This window comes from Pseudomonas sp. MS15a(2019) (assembly GCF_013277805.1).
Taxonomy (GTDB): domain Bacteria; phylum Pseudomonadota; class Gammaproteobacteria; order Pseudomonadales; family Pseudomonadaceae; genus Chryseomonas; species Chryseomonas benzopyrenica.
This window is the reverse complement of sequence record NZ_VBTN01000009.1, coordinates 308623-323080: the sequence shown is the minus strand read 5'-3', so window position 1 is coordinate 323080 and position 14458 is coordinate 308623. Positions and strand designations below refer to the sequence as shown.

Sequence of the window (14458 nt, the reverse complement as noted above, 5' to 3'; positions counted from 1 at the left end):
TCCTTTATAGAGAGGGGCCGGGCTGGGGCTCAGGCGTTCTTGCGGCGCAATTCGCCGCCGTGGCACATCAGGCAGGCGGCGACGATGTCGTCGGCTAGGTCGAGGTGGAAAGCCCCGTCCTTTAACACCAGCTTGAGGAAGTCCAGCAGGTTGCGGGCATAGAGCGCCGAGGCGTCCGCCGGTACCCGGGCGGCCAGGTTGCCGTAGCCCACCAGGGTGACGCCGTGCTTGACCACCACCCGGTCCAGCTCGGTCAGCGGGCAGTTGCCGCCCTGGCTGGCGGCCAGGTCGATGACCACGGAGCCGGGCTTCATCTCGGCCACGGTGGCTTCGTGCAGCAGGGTGGGGGCGCGGCGACCGGGGATCAGCGCGGTGGTGATGACGATGTCGGCCTGCTTGGCGCGTTCGTGCACGGCCTTGGCCTGGCGCTCCATCCAGGTGGCCGGCATGGGCCGGGCATAGCCGGCGACGCCTTCGGCGCACTGGCGCTCCTCTTCGGTCTCGAAAGGCACGTCGACGAACTTGGCACCGAGGGATTCGATCTGCTCCTTGACCGCCGGACGCACGTCCGAGGCCTCGATCACCGCGCCGAGGCGCTTGGCGGTGGCGATCGCCTGCAGGCCGGCCACCCCGGCGCCAAGGATCAGCACCCGCGCGGCCTTCACCGTGCCGGCGGCGGTCATCAGCATGGGCATGAAGCGCGGATAGTGGTCGGCGGCCAGCATCACCGCCTTGTAGCCGGCGATGTTGGCCTGGGAGGAGAGCACGTCCAGGCTCTGGGCGCGGGAGGTGCGCGGCGCCGCTTCCAGAGCGAAGGCGGTGAGGCCGCGGGCGTTGAGCTGGTCCAGGGTCTCCTGGGCGAAGGGGTTGAGCATGCCGATCAGCACGGCGCCGGGCTTCATCAGCGCCAGCTCTGCGGCATTGGGCGCCGCCACCTTGAGCACCAGGTCGGCGCCCAGGGCCGCGGCGGCATCGCCGAGTTGGGCGCCAATGGCGGCATAGGCCGCGTCGGGCACGCTGGCGCGCTCGCCAGCACCCTGTTGCACCACCACCTGGTGGCCCTGGCCGATCAGTTTCTTGAGGGTTTCGGGGGTCGCGGCCACGCGCGTTTCCCCCGCACCGGTTTCCATCGGGACGCCGATCAGCACGGGTGTCACTCCTTGTTATTCGTGCCGCCACAATGGGACCTGGGGCAGCGGGATGACTGTCCGGAAACGACGGGGAGCTTTTGGAAAAGCGACAGGCGCGCCGTGTTGGCGGCCTGTTTGGGACTCAGCTCAGACCCGGTGAGCGGGGCAGGGCGGCGAACCAGTCCAGGGCGCGGTCCCACAGGGGCTGGGCGCCGACGCGGAAGTAACCCATGTGACCGATGGCGCCGCCGTGCTGGCGGGGGTCGAGGTCTTCGCGCTTGAGGTCGACGTTGCGATAGGCCTGCATGAAGGCATCGCGCGAGCGCGGCGTGGCCCAGAGATCGTCCAGGGCATTGACCGCGACGATGGGCGTACGCACCTCGGCATAGCCGGCCTCGATGCCACTCATGGCCGGGTCGTCGAAGAAGTAGTGGGGATAGCTGCACCAGTGCCGCCACTGGCGATAGACGTCGCGCGGCAGGTCTTCGCCCAGGCCCAGGGCGCTCCAAGGGCAATAGCCTTTCCACCAGGTCAGCACCGGCAAGACCAGCTTCCACATGCCCAGCACCTTGAGGCGTTCGAGCGGCGGCATGTAGCCGTGCCAGCCGGCGCTGGTGCCGAAGACGTAGAAGCCGGCGACCTTGGCGTGATTGGGCAGCAGGCCGAAGGCATGGCCGCCATAGGAGTGGCCGACCAGGTAGAGAGGGACGTCGCCCTGGGCCATGGCGTCCACGGCGGCGGCGAGGTCCTGGCGCGCCCAGTCCAGCAGGTCCATGCGAAAGCCCTTGAGCGAGGCCGGTGCCGAGCGGCCGACGCCGCGATAGTCCAGGGTCAGGGTCTCGAAACCGCGGGCCGCGGCGTGCTGGGCGAAGCGGCGGTAGAAGCCCTGGGGCACGGCGGTGGCGCCGGCGACGATCAGCCGTCCTTGCAGCGGCTCCTGGGCGGGATAGCGACTGGTGCTGAGGCGATAACCGTCCGCGGTGATCAGGTCCTCGACGAGGGCGTCGCTGGGCATGGGGTGGTCCCTATGACAGTTGTTATAATGCCTGGACGGTAGATTATGACGACTGTCATAGCAAGGAGAATGAATGACCGAGCAGTCGACGGTGCGGGAACGGGTAGTGGTGGCCGCGTCGGCCATGCTGGCGCAGCACGGCCTCAATGCCACCAGCATCCGCGAGACCATCAAGCGCGCCGAGGCGCCGCTGGGGTCCACCTATCATCACTTTCCCGGCGGCAAGCATCAGCTGGTGGTGGAGGCGGTGGAGCTGGCGGGCGCCCAGGTCAGTCGCGATCTGGAGCGGCAGCTGCAGGCCGGGGCCCTGGCGGGGATCCAGGGCTTCCTAAGGCTCTGGCGTGACATCCTGCTGGACTCGGATTTTCGCGTCGGCTGCCCGGTGATGGCGGTGGCGGTGGAAGAGCCGGTGGACGAGATCGCCCAGCGCGAGCTGGACGCGGCGGCGGGCATCTATCGCCGTTGGGAGGCGCGCTTGCAGGTGGCGTTGGTCGAGCATGGGCATTCGGCCGAGGCGGCCACGGGGCTGGCCACGCTGCTGGTAGCGGCGGTGCAGGGGGTGATTCCGCTGTGTCGTGCGCAGCGCTGCATCGAACCCTTCGACCGGGTCGCCGAACGTCTGGTGGCGCTGGTCTAGCGGGAACGCCACTGGGACTGGCGGACTCCACCGAAGGCACTTCTTTTATTGGAGTACCTCATGAATCCCGAACCCGCGGACGACAAGCAGACCCCCCACGACTACGACGAATACGGCGACGTGCCGGATTCGGCGGACACCACCACCGCCGAAGAGCGCGAGGACCTGGACGACAGTCCCTTGAGTCCCAAGCGGTAGCGGACTGGTGTTTGGCGCGTGGACAAGGCTGCGCCGTTGTCCACGCTACGAGGTGCCACGATGCCGGCCCCTCGTTGGGCTTCGCTGCGCTCAGCACCAACCTACGTCGAGCCTAGCGTAGGGTGGAAAACCGCAGGGCGTTTTCCACGCGTCGCTGCTCTCGGCTAACGCCAAACCTAAAGGCTATCCACGGAGCCGCCCCCTCTCCCTCTGGGAGAGGGCTGGGGTGAGGGTGCTCACCCTTTGTTGGGCTTCGCTGCGCTCAGCGCCAACCTACGTTTAGTCTGGCGTAGGGTGGAAAACTGCATGGCGTTTTCCACGCATTGCTGCGCTCGGCTAACGCCAAACCTAAAGGCTATCCACGGAGCCGCCCCCCTCTCCCTCTGGGAGAGGGTTAGGGTGAGGGCAGCCGCCCTCCGCTGGGCTTCGCTGCGCTCAGCGCCAACCTACGTTTAGTCTGGCGTAGGGTGGAAAACTACGCAGCGTTTTCCACGTAGTGAGGTTCTCTGATTACTCCACGCGTGCTCTTCATCGGCATGACCATTTCCTCACCCCCCGTGCCCGTTCAAAACGGGCACGGCGATGTCAACGCGGATGAAGGGAGCTTTCAGTCGGCGGCGACGGTGCGCTGGTGCTGCTCGCCCAGGCCCTGGATGCCCAGGCGCATTTCCTGGCCGGGCTTGAGGTACACCGACTGCGGCTTGACGCCCATGCCCACGCCCGGCGGGGTACCGGTGGAGATGACGTCACCCGGCTGCAGGCTCATGCAGCGGCTGAGGTAGGCAATGATCTGGGCCACCGTGAAGATCATGGTGCGGGTGTTGCCGTTCTGGTAGCGGTGGCCGTCCACCTCCAGCCAGAGGTCGAGGTTCTGCGGGTCGGCCACTTCGTCGGCGGTGACCAGCCAGGGGCCGAGCGGGCCAAAGGTGTCGAAGCCCTTGCCCTTGTCCCAGGTACCACCGCGCTCGATCTGCCACTCGCGCTCGGAGACGTCGTTGACCACGCAATAGCCGGCCACGTGATCCAGGGCATTGGCCTCGTCGATGTAGCGTCCGGCCTTGCCGATCACCACGCCCAGCTCCACTTCCCAGTCGGTCTTGGTCGAGTCGCGGGGTATCTGCACGGCGTCGTTGGGGCCGCAGATGGCGCTGGTCCACTTGTTGAACACCACCGGCTCCTTGGGCACGTCCAGCCCGGATTCGGCGGCGTGATCGGCGTAGTTGAGGCCGATGCAGATGAACTTGCCGACCCGACCGACGCAGGGGCCCAGGCGCGGTGAGCCGTCCACCAGTGGCAGGCTGTCCGGGTCCAGCTGACGCAGCCGGGCCAGGGATTCGGCGCCAAGCGCCTCGCCAGCGAGATCGGCCACCTGACCGGAGAGATCGCGAAGCCGGCCCTGGGCATCCAGCAGACCGGGTTTTTCCTGGCCCTGGGGGCCGTAGCGCAAGAGTTTCATCGGAGCTCCTATGGGGGGAAAAGGGTGCGGACGAAAAACGGCGTCAGACGCTCCAGCCGCCATCGATCACCTGGGCGGTCCCGGTGACGAAGGCGGCGGCGTCGGAGGCAAGATACAGGGCGAGGGCGGCGATCTCCTCCGGCCGACCCACGCGACCCATCGGCTGGCGGGCGGCGAAGGCGGCCTGCACCTCGGCTTCGCTGCGGCCTTCGCGGGCGGCCTGGTCGGCGATGCGCTGGTGCAGCGAGGGGGAATCCACGGTGCCGGGGCAGATGGCGTTGCAGCGGATGCCCTGGCCGACATAGTCGGCGGCCACCGACTTGGTCAGGCCGATCACCGCCGCCTTGCTGGCGCCATAGGCGCAGCGATTGGCCACGCCCTTCAGGCTGGAGGCGATCGAAGCCATGTTGATGATGCAGCCGCCGCCCTGGGCCAGCATGCCGGGTAGCACGGCGCGGATCATCCGGTACATGGCGGTGGCGTTGAGTTCGAAGGAGAAGCGCCAGGCCTCTTCGTCGCAATCGAGGATGCTGCCGGCATGGACGTAGCCGGCGCAGTTGAACAGCACGTCGAAGCTGCCCAGCTCGGCGACCAGAGCCGACACGGCCGCGGCATCGGTGACGTCGAGCACCCGGGTCTGCAGGCCATCCAGGCTGTCCAGGGCGGCGGCATTGATGTCGGTGGCGATGACCTCGGCACCGGCGCGATGGAAGGCGAGGGCGGTGGCCCGACCGATCCCCTGGCCGGCGGCGGTGACCAGAACGCGTTTGCCTGCATGACTCATGCGGGAGACCTCTTGGCTGGCTTTTGTTATGGATCGCCTGACCGCCAATGGTCATGGGTCAGGCCGTCGGTCGTATTGTTTAGACCCCGCCAGGTTCACAGGCAAGGATTTTTTCGCGACACAATGCGCGACCTGAACGAGGCGGCAGTACCCCTTTCGGTGATCGGAAAGGCCAGGTTCCAACGATAGATCGCTGTCCGACTCCGCGTCCTCACCGCCGCCAAGTAGCTGCCGGGCAGCTTCTCTTCCGACACCCATCTGTACGGACCTTTCGCGGCTTGGCTGTGGCTGGTCCGGCCTGGGCTCCACCGGTGACAATCGACTCTTTGCCCCAAGAGCCTGCCGCCATGTCCCTCGTTTTCCATCAGGTCGATGTCTTCGCCCAGCACCCCCTGGAGGGCAATGCCCTGGCGGTGGTCTGCGGTGCCGATCAACTTTCCACCGAGCAGATGGCCGCCCTGGCGCGCTGGACCAATCTGTCGGAGACCACCTTTCTCCTCGAACCTACAGATCCAGCCGCGGACTACCGGGTGCGTATCTTCACCCCGGTCCGCGAACTGCCCTTCGCCGGCCATCCGACCCTGGGCAGCTGCCATGTCTGGTTGCGCGAGGGCGGACGACCCCAAGGCGGCGAGGTGATCCAGGAGTGCGGCGCCGGCCTGGTGCCCATCCGCGCCGCCGGAGAAGAGCTGGCCTTCGCCGCGCCACCGCTGCTGCGGAGCGGGCCGGTGGCGCCCGAGGTACTGGCGTGCATCGCCCGTGGCACCGGCCTTTCGCCCGAGCGCATCCAGGCCAGCCAATGGGCCGACAATGGCCCCGGCTGGGTCGCCGTGCTCTTGGAAAGTCGCGAGGAGCTGCTGGCGATCCGCCCGGACTACGCCGCGCTGGAAGGCCTCAACGTCGGCCTGATCGCACCCTGGACGGGCAGCGCTGCCGAGGCGCAGTTCGAGGTTCGCGCCCTGATGGGCGAGGAGTTCGCCGAAGACCCGGTCACCGGCAGCCTCAACGCCAGTCTGGCGCAGTGGCTGATCCCGGCGGGCCTGGCCCCGGAGCGCTACCTGGCCAGCCAGGGCACGGCCATGGGTCGCCGTGGTCGGGTGCGGGTGGCCCGCATCGCCGACCGCATCTGGGTGGGCGGCGCGGTGCAGGATTGCATCCGCGGCACCCTTACCCTCTAACCGCGGATCAGAGCCCGACCGAGCGTCCCTTGAAGCCGGCGGCATCGAGGTAGCGGGTGCTGCCGACATTCTGGGTCTTGAGTCCGGCGACCAGGCCGCTCGCCGCCGGCGCAGCACGCCGCACCTGGTGGCTGGCCTTGACCCGCTTGTTGCCCTCCAGACTCTCGCCGAGCACCCGACCAGTTGCCCCTTGGCTGGGATCTCCAGGGGCAGCAGGTGGGCCAGGGCTCTCTACGGAAGCGAAGACAGCAGATATATAACAAGAGACTGCTGAATCTTCATGATGATAGTCCCATGGCAGGGAGCGGCATCCTTTGTGCAGCGTTCCGGCCTCTTCCCAAGGAGCAACCCATGGCCCACGCCTTCGAGAGTACCGACGCCACTGCCCATCAGCTTGATCTGAATACCCCAGCCATCCGCCAGGCGCGCATCGATCTGGCCGCCTGCTTTCGCATGGCCGCCCGCCTGGGGCTGGGCGAAGGCATCTGCAATCACTTTTCCTTCGTGGTGCCGGGCCACGACGAGCTCTTCCTGGTCAATCCTTATGGGCTGGCCTTCGCCGAAGTCACGGCTTCCTCGCTGCTGATCTGCGACTTCGACGGCGGCGTGGTCATGGGCGAAGGCGCGCCCGAAGCCACCGCCTTCCATATCCACGCCCAGCTGCATCGGCTCAATCCGGGCGCACGGGCGGCCTTCCACACCCATATGCCCCACGCCACGGCGCTCTGCCTGCTGGAAGGCGACCCCTTCGTCTGGGCTGGGCAGACCGCGCTGAAGTTCTATGACCGCCTGAGCGTGGACGAGGACTACAACGGCCTGGCGCTGGACGCGACCGAAGGCGAACGCATCGCCCGGGCGGCGGGTGACGCGGCGGTGGTCATGCTGAAGAATCACGGACCCCTGGTGCTGGGACCGAGCATCGCCGAGGCCTGGGATGATCTCTACTACCTGGAGCGCGCCGCCGAGGTGCAACTCAAGGCCATGGCCAGCGGCCGACCACTCAAACCGGTGGCGCCGGCCATCGCCCACGCCGCCTGCCAGCAGATGCTGCAGGGCAATGCCGACAGTGCGCGCCTGCACCTGGACAGCGTGAAGCGCCAGCTCGTGCGGTTGGAGCCGGATTATCGGGACTGAGCGGGGCGGTCAGCCGCCGCGGAGGCGGCGCTGGGGCAAGGCCTGAGGCTGAGGGGTGGAGCGGTCCAGGGAGTCGATTACGACGCTGGGCAGCTGGGCATCCAGCTGCTCAACCAGGCGCTCGCGCAACTGGCGCTTGATCGTGCGGCTCAGGTCGAGCTGTCCATGATGATCCAGGGCCAGAAAGCCCTGCCGGAGCATCTCGATGGACAGGGACGGGGCCTCCGCGCCGAGGGGGCAGACATCGAAGGCGAGTGACGAGGCGGTGGCTGACGGCATCCTGGTGATCATGGCTGTCCCTCCTGGACGAGAGCCTCATGATGCCAGGGCCGGCGAATGTCGCTGCAGTGGCAAAGCGCGGACCCGTGGACTGTTGCGCATTTTGTCGGAGCGAAAAAAAGCCCGGGATCCTCCCGGGCTGAAAGCGCAGATGTCAGCTTCTACGATGCCTTTCGGCACGAGGTAGAGCTTGCCATCGTCCGGCTTATGGCTGGCTTAACGTGGTTAGCGAATCAACGAGGCCAGCAGGGCCATGCAGGCGATCAGGGTAAAGATCAGCAACAGGTGAACCAGAGAGCGCTTGTCCATAGGCTTCTCGACAACAGAGGGCACTGAAAGAAGTGATGACGAATAGTAGCAAAAAGCCATTATTCGCAATCGCTCAGGCTGGGTTCAGCGTTCGTCGAGCAGTAACTGGATGCGTCGCTCCAGCGTATCCAGGGTGAAGGGCTTGGTCAGCACCCGCATGCCCGCCTCGAGATCCCCGGCACCTATGACATTGGCCTCGGCATAGCCGGTGATGAACAGCACCGGCAGCTGCGGCTGCAGGCCACGCAAGGCATCGGCCAGTTGGCGACCGTTGAGCGCGCCAGGCAGGCCGACGTCGGTGACCAGCAGATCCAGATGGCTGTCGGGCGGGAGCAGGGCCAGGGCGGTGACGGCATCGGCCGCTTCCAGCACCCGGTAGCCCTGGGCGGTCATGGCGTCCACCAGCAGGGTACGGATGGTCGGTTCGTCGTCGACCACCAGGATGGTCTCGCCCTGGCCGGGCAGGTTGGGTTCGGGCTCGGGATGGACCGGGGGGCTGACCACCGGCGCCAGGCCATGGCGCGGCAGATAGAGGTGTACCCAGGTGCCCGCGCCGGGGGCGGAGTCGATGCGGATCTCGCCCCCCGATTGCAGCACGAAACCATGCACCATGGAGAGCCCCAGTCCGGTGCCCTGGCCGAGGGGCTTGGTGGTAAAGAAGGGATCGAACACCCGCGCGAGGACCTCGTCGCTCATGCCGCTGCCGGTATCGCCCACGCTCAGGCGCACGAAGTCGCCCGGGGGCAGCGCCTGGTGCTCGGCCTGGGCTTCGTCGAGACACTCATTGCCCAGGACGATGCGGATGCGACCGCCGTCCGGCATGGCGTCGCGGGCATTGAGGCAGAGGTTGAGCAGGGCGTTTTCCAACTGGGAGGCGTCGATGTGGGTCAGCCACAGTTGGGGATCGGCTTCGCGCTCCAGGGCGATCTGCGGGCCGATGCTGCGCTGGATGAGGTCTTCCAGACCGATCACCAGTCGTTCCAGCGCCACCGGTTGCGGATCCAGAGTCTGGCGCCGGGAAAAGGCCAGCAGCCGGTGGGTCAGGGCGGCGGCGCGCTGGGCGGCGCTGCGGGCGGTGCCGGTGTAGCGATCAAGGTCCTGCAACCGGCCCTGGCGCAGACGCAGGTCGAGCATCTCCAGCGAGCCGAGGACGCCGGTCAGCAGGTTGTTGAAGTCATGGGCGATGCCGCCGGTGAGCTGGCCGACGGCCTCCATCTTCTGCGACTGGCGCAGGGCCTCTTCCATGACCTGGATGCGTTGTTGTTCTTCAAGGCGCTCGGTCACGTCGTAGGCGAATTGATAGGCACCGATGGAGCGTCCTTCGGCATCGTGCAGCGGGCTGAATTGCAGTTCGTAATGGCGCCGGCCCGGCCCTTCGCCCAGCGAGATGATCTCGCTGAAGGTCTCGCCGGCAAAGGCGCGGCGCCAGTGGGCGAGGATGCCGTCGCGCAATTCGGGCCGCTGCCTGAGGCTTTCGCTGAAGGAATCGCCGATGCGCGGCCGGACCCCGATTTCCTGCTCGAAGACATCGGCGCCGGAGCCGTTGATCGCCAGCCAGCGGAAATCGAAATCCAGCACCTGGATCAGGGCGGCGGCGCCATCCACCACGTTGGCCAGGATGCGATTGGCCGCCAGGGCGGCCTGTACCCGTTCTTCGAGGGTCTCGTTGAGTTGCCGCAGGGCCGCTTCGGCCCGCTTGCGCGGGGTGATGTCCTGGAACAGCACCGCGACCTGCCGGCGACTGGCCGGCTCGATGCGAAAGGCGGTGACGTCCAGATAGCGGCCGGTGGCCACCAACTCCTGCTCGAAGCGGATGGCTTCGCCGGTCCGCAGCACATGGCCGTAGCGATCGAGCCAGGCCTGGGCCTCGTCGCCGACCATGTCGCGCAGCCTCTGGCCGACCACGTCGGGGATGCCGGCATGGGCGGTATAGGCCGGGTTGGCCTCGACATGGACATAGTCGCTCAGCGGTCCATGGGGGCCATCGATGAATTCGATGACGCAGAAGCCCTCGTCCATGGCATTGAACAGGAACTGGTAGCGCTCGTTGGCCAAGGTGGCGGCGCCTTCCCGGGGCGCCGCGCACGCGTCCAGCTGCTGACGCAGGTGACGATTGCTCTGCTCCAGCTCGGCGAGGCGCGCCAACAGGGAGGGGGTATCGGCGAAGGACACGGCAGGCTCGGCAGAAAAGATGAGGCGACGGCTTCGCTTCAAAGATGGGGCATTAGACGTCCGCGGGCGAGAAAGTGCCAGGCGCGTCACAGATCCTTCGCCCTCATATTTCTCGCCTGCCCGCGCCCATTCGAGGCACAGGGAGGACGGAGTCGGGCAGGGTGTTTACCCCCAGACGAGAGGGCTGACCACTCTGCTTTGGGTGGATTGACACCTTTGAAAGTCACTCATACGATGTCATATGAATATCTGGTAACAGCTTTCCAACGACCCCGGTTCACCCCGGTCAATAACAACAAGTCAGGAAGCCCATTCAATGACTATCCAGGTCACTCCCGAGACGGAGTCCGCCCTGCGGCCGCAGGACACGCCCGTCGCCGCTACCTCGCAAACCTCTCGTTTCACCCGCTATCGCTGGCTGATCTGCGCCCTGCTGTTCGTCGCCATCGGCATCAACTACATCGACCGCCAGATGATCGGCATCCTCAAGCCCACGCTGCAGGCGGACCTGGGCTGGACGGAGACCGACTACGCCAAGATCGTGTTCTGGTTCCAGTGTGCCTATGCCATCGGCTTCCTGACCTTTGGCCGCATCATCGACAAGGTCGGGGTGCGCATCGGCTACGCCCTGGCCTTCACCATCTGGACCATCGCCAGCATCGGCCACGGCATTGCCCACACCGTCACCCACTTCGTGCTGGTGCGCTTCACCCTCGGCTTCGGCGAGTCCGGCAGCTTTCCGGCCAGCCTCAAGGCGGTCTCGGAATGGTTTCCGCAAAAGGAACGCGCCCAGGCTACCGGGCTGTTCAATGCCGGCACCGCCATGGGGCCTATCATCACACCTTTGCTGGTGCCGGCCATCACCCTGGCCTGGGGCTGGCGCGCGGCCTTCATCTCCATCGGCCTGGTCACCGCCCTGTGGCTGATCGCCTGGCTGCTGATCTATCGCCGTCCCCACGAGCACCCCAAGGTGAGTCGCGAAGAGCTGGCCTACATCCAGGCCGACGACGGCTCCCCGGTATCGGCCAAGCCCGCCGTCGAGACCAAGATCTCCTGGTTCAAGCTGCTGACCTTCCGTGAGACCTGGGCCTATGCCGCTGGCAAGTTCCTCACCGATCCGATCTGGTGGCTGTACCTGTTCTGGCTGCCGGACTTCCTCGGCAAGACCTATGGCCTGAATCTGAAATCCTTCGGTCCGCCGCTGATCGCCATCTACATCCTCGCCGATATCGGCTCGGTGATGGGCGGCTGGGGCTCCTCCAAGCAGATGAAGCTCGGCCGCAGCGCCAACCTGGCGCGCAAGACCACCATGCTGCTCTGCGCCCTGGCGGTCATCCCCATCGTCACCGCCCAGTTCGTCTCCAGCCTGTGGCTGGTGGTGGGTATCATCGGCCTCGCCGCCGCGGCCCACCAGGCCTGGTCGGCCAACCTGATGACCCTGCCGTCGGATCTCTTCCCCAAGGAAGCCGTGGCCTCGGTGATCGGCATCGGCGGTACCGCCGGTGCCATCGGCGGCATGCTGATGACCACCTACAACGGCTACATTCTGGAGATCTTCAAGTCCTACCAGCCGATCTTCATCGTGGCCGGCAGCGCCTACCTGGTGGCCATCGTGGTCATCCATGTGCTCACGCCGCGCCTCAAGCCGGTGCCGCTGGAGCGCATCTCGGTAGACTGATCGTTAGCGTCCGAGGCACACACAGCCGCCGGGTCATCCCCGGCGGCTTTTTTCATGCCGGTGGCTGTCCGGATCGCGCAGGGCGCTGTCCTGCTCGCGAGCGCAGCGGCCAGGGTGGCCGGTCAGACTCTGGGGCCTAGCCCTGGAGTCTCCCATGCTCAAGCAACCCCAGACCAAGTACCAAGCCTTCGCCGCGCCCCACCTGCCCGATCGCCAATGGCCGGGCCGTCAACTGACCGAGGCGCCGCGCTGGTGCTCCACCGATCTGCGCGACGGTAACCAGGCGCTGATCGAGCCCATGGGACTGGAACGCAAGCGGCGCTTCTTCGCCTTGCTGCTGGCAGTGGGTTACCGGGAAATCGAGGTGGCCTTTCCGGCGGCGTCCCAAATCGATTTCGCCTTCGTGCGCGAACTGGTCACGGCGGACGGGCTGCCGGACGATCTCTGGCTGCAGGTGATGACGCCAGCGCGCCATGAGCTGATCGACCGCACCTTCGCGGCCCTGGTGGGCGTACCCCGGGCCATCGTGCATCTCTACAACGCCACCGCGCCGCTGTTCCGTCGGGTGGTGTTCGACCAGGATCGCGCCGCCACCCTGGCCATGGCGGTCGCCGGGACCCAACGCGTGCGCGCCCGGTGCGATGCCCAGCCGGAAACGGCCTGGACCTACCAGTATTCACCGGAGACCTTCTGTTTCACCGAGGCGGACTTCGCCCTGGAGATCTGCCAGGCGGTCCGCGAGGCCTGGCAACCGTCGGCGGAGCGCCCGCTGATCCTCAATCTGCCGGCGACGGTGGAGGTGGCCACCCCCAACGTCTATGCCGATCAGATCGAGGGTTTCATCCGCGGCCTGGGGCCGGCGCCCCATGTGACCATCAGCGTCCATCCGCACAATGACCGGGGCACCGGGGTCGCCTGCGCCGAACTGGCCCAGCTGGCCGGGGCGACGCGGGTGGAAGGCTGCCTGTTCGGCAATGGCGAGCGCACCGGCAACGTGGACCTGGTGACCCTGGCGCTGAACCTCTACAGCCAGGGCATCGCGCCGGGGATCGATTTCTCCCGCCTGGAAGAGGTGGCCAGCGTGGTGGAGGCCTGCAACCAGCTGACGATCCACCCGCGCCATCCCTATGGTGGTCGTCTGGCCCTGGCCGCCAGCTCGGCGCAGCGCGCGGCCCTGGGGCTCATCGATCCAGCCGAGCTGGGCCGGGTGGCGGGCTAGGGACGACGGGCAGTTCCGTCTGGCCCCGATAGGCCGAGGGCGACACGCCCAGCACCTGGCGGAAGCGGGTGGCGAAGGCGCTGGGACTGGCATAGCCGTGGTCCAGGGCCACGTCGACGATGGCATGGCCGGCGGCCAGCGAGGTGAGACTGGAATCCAGTCGCGCCCGCTGCAGCCACTGGCCAAAGCTCAGGCCGGTCTCCTTGAGAAACAGCCGGCTCAGGGTGCGTTCGCTGACCGCCAGCCGCGTGGCGGCCCGGGTCAGCGTCCAGCGCTCGCCCGGGTACTGGCGCAGGTGGCGACAGAGGTCGGCGAGCGTGGCATCCACCGGCCAGGGCAGGTGCAGGCCGGCGGTGGGCGAGCCCTGCAACTCGTCGAGCATCAGCTGCAGGATATGCCAGGCGCGACCCTCGGCCGGTCGGTCGACCGGCAGGGGTAGGGCGGCCAGGATGAGTTCGCGCAGCAGCGGCGAGACGGCGATCAGCTGGCAGCGCGTCGGCAGCTCGGCGCGCACCCCAGGATCGACGAACAGGGTGCGCACCTCGACCCGGCCCAGCAGGTGCAGGTCGTGCTCTTCGCCGGCGGGCACCCAGACCCCCCGTCCGGGTGGCACCACCCAACGGCCCTGGGCGGTATTGACGATGACCACGCCGCAGAGCGCATGGATCAGCTGCGCCTGGCGATGGCTATGGGGCGGCACCCGTTCGCCATGGGCGTAGTCCTGGGCCACGGCGTGCAGGCCGTTGCATGAGCTGAAGTCGATGAGCCTGGTCATCAGCAGGGTGCGCGGCCGGCCAGCCACTTGCCCAGCAGGGCATCCAGCTGCCGCTGCTCGGCCTCGCTGAGGGTGGCCAGGGCGCGGCGTTCGTTGTCGACGTGGGCGGCCATCAGCCCGTCGATCAGGGCGAAGCCCGCGGCGGTAAGGGCGACCAGGGTACTGCGGCGATCCCCGGGATTCTTGCGCCGCTCGATCAGGCCGGCGCGCTCCAGGCGGTCGAGGCGATTGGTCATGCCGCCCGAGGAGATCATGGCCGATTCATAGAGCACCGTCGGACTCAGGGCATAGGGCTCGCCGGCGCGCCTCAGGGTCGCCAGGACGTCGAATTCGCCATAGTGCAGCCGGTGTTCGTCGAAGAAGGGCTGCAGGACATCGCGACTGAGCACCTGGGCCACCTCGCCCAGACGACCCACCAGGCGCATGGGCAGGGGATCCAGGTCGGGGCGTTCGCGGTGCCACTGGTCCACGGCGAATTCGGCGCGATCGGCCAT

General features: G+C 67.1%; 15 protein-coding genes. 6 read left to right on the top strand and 9 right to left on the bottom strand.

Features of this window, described 5'->3' with window-relative positions; genetic code table 11:
- Positions 1-29 precede the first annotated feature (29 nt).
- Positions 30-1148 carry a Re/Si-specific NAD(P)(+) transhydrogenase subunit alpha gene (locus FEZ61_RS14225; protein ID WP_173149150.1) on the bottom strand — a complete coding sequence of 373 codons (1119 nt, stop codon included), beginning with the start codon at positions 1146-1148 and terminating at the stop codon, positions 30-32.
- Positions 1149-1272: 124 nt separating this feature from the next.
- A complete protein-coding gene (locus FEZ61_RS14220) occupies positions 1273-2145 on the bottom strand; it encodes an alpha/beta fold hydrolase (protein ID WP_064308439.1) in 873 nt (290 codons plus the stop codon).
- A gap of 73 nt (positions 2146-2218) precedes the next feature.
- On the opposite strand from FEZ61_RS14220, the gene FEZ61_RS24625 reads away from it, so the two are divergent.
- Positions 2219-2782: a TetR/AcrR family transcriptional regulator gene (locus FEZ61_RS24625; protein ID WP_017638684.1), complete on the top strand. Its 564-nt coding sequence runs from the start codon at positions 2219-2221 to the stop codon at positions 2780-2782.
- A 60-nt stretch (positions 2783-2842) separates the two neighbouring features.
- Positions 2843-2980: a hypothetical protein gene (locus tag FEZ61_RS14210; protein WP_017638685.1), complete on the top strand. Its 138-nt coding sequence runs from the start codon at positions 2843-2845 to the stop codon at positions 2978-2980.
- Between the two features lie 607 nt (positions 2981-3587).
- Here FEZ61_RS14210 and FEZ61_RS14205 read toward each other — a convergent pair.
- Positions 3588-4436, bottom strand: coding sequence for an ureidoglycolate lyase (locus FEZ61_RS14205; RefSeq protein ID WP_173149148.1), 849 nt, complete (start codon positions 4434-4436; stop codon positions 3588-3590).
- Positions 4437-4479: 43 nt separating this feature from the next.
- Positions 4480-5220 carry an SDR family oxidoreductase gene (locus FEZ61_RS14200; RefSeq protein ID WP_017638687.1) on the bottom strand — a complete coding sequence of 247 codons (741 nt, stop codon included), beginning with the start codon at positions 5218-5220 and terminating at the stop codon, positions 4480-4482.
- A gap of 347 nt (positions 5221-5567) precedes the next feature.
- Here FEZ61_RS14200 and FEZ61_RS14195 point away from each other — a divergent pair, with 347 nt between their 5' ends.
- Positions 5568-6398, top strand: a complete 831-nt coding sequence (locus FEZ61_RS14195; protein ID WP_173149147.1) for a PhzF family phenazine biosynthesis protein — start codon at positions 5568-5570, stop codon at positions 6396-6398.
- Positions 6399-6405: 7 nt separating this feature from the next.
- Here FEZ61_RS14195 and FEZ61_RS14190 read toward each other — a convergent pair whose 3' ends face one another.
- Positions 6406-6573, bottom strand: a complete 168-nt coding sequence (locus FEZ61_RS14190; protein WP_173149145.1) for a hypothetical protein — start codon at positions 6571-6573, stop codon at positions 6406-6408.
- Between the two features lie 176 nt (positions 6574-6749).
- Here FEZ61_RS14190 and FEZ61_RS14185 point away from each other — a divergent pair, with 176 nt between their 5' ends.
- Positions 6750-7532: an aldolase gene (locus FEZ61_RS14185; RefSeq protein WP_173149143.1), complete on the top strand. Its 783-nt coding sequence runs from the start codon at positions 6750-6752 to the stop codon at positions 7530-7532.
- 9 nt (positions 7533-7541) lie between these two features.
- Here FEZ61_RS14185 and FEZ61_RS14180 read toward each other — a convergent pair whose 3' ends face one another.
- Both FEZ61_RS14180 and FEZ61_RS14175 read right to left on the bottom strand, forming a co-directional pair.
- On the bottom strand, positions 7542-7823 hold the full coding sequence (locus FEZ61_RS14180) for a hypothetical protein (RefSeq protein WP_064308436.1): 282 nt from the start codon (positions 7821-7823) through the stop codon (positions 7542-7544).
- Between the two features lie 381 nt (positions 7824-8204).
- Positions 8205-10292, bottom strand: a complete 2088-nt coding sequence (locus FEZ61_RS14175) for a PAS domain-containing protein (protein ID WP_173149141.1) — start codon at positions 10290-10292, stop codon at positions 8205-8207.
- A gap of 316 nt (positions 10293-10608) precedes the next feature.
- On the opposite strand from FEZ61_RS14175, the gene FEZ61_RS14170 reads away from it, so the two are divergent.
- Entirely contained in the window at positions 10609-11970 is a 1362-nt protein-coding gene (locus tag FEZ61_RS14170) for an MFS transporter (RefSeq protein ID WP_017638693.1), read from the top strand.
- A gap of 154 nt (positions 11971-12124) precedes the next feature.
- The gene (locus FEZ61_RS14165; RefSeq protein WP_173149139.1) at positions 12125-13189 is read left to right on the top strand and encodes a 2-isopropylmalate synthase; all 1065 of its coding nucleotides are present in this window, start codon (positions 12125-12127) and stop codon (positions 13187-13189) included.
- Here FEZ61_RS14165 and FEZ61_RS14160 read toward each other — a convergent pair.
- Positions 13152-13964, bottom strand: a complete 813-nt coding sequence (locus FEZ61_RS14160) for a helix-turn-helix transcriptional regulator (protein ID WP_173149137.1) — start codon at positions 13962-13964, stop codon at positions 13152-13154. The two genes, FEZ61_RS14165 and FEZ61_RS14160, sit on opposite strands and share 38 nt — an antisense overlap.
- A complete protein-coding gene (locus tag FEZ61_RS14155) occupies positions 13964-14458 on the bottom strand; it encodes a MarR family transcriptional regulator (RefSeq protein WP_173149135.1) in 495 nt (164 codons plus the stop codon). Before FEZ61_RS14155 ends, FEZ61_RS14160 begins: the two co-directional genes overlap by 1 nt.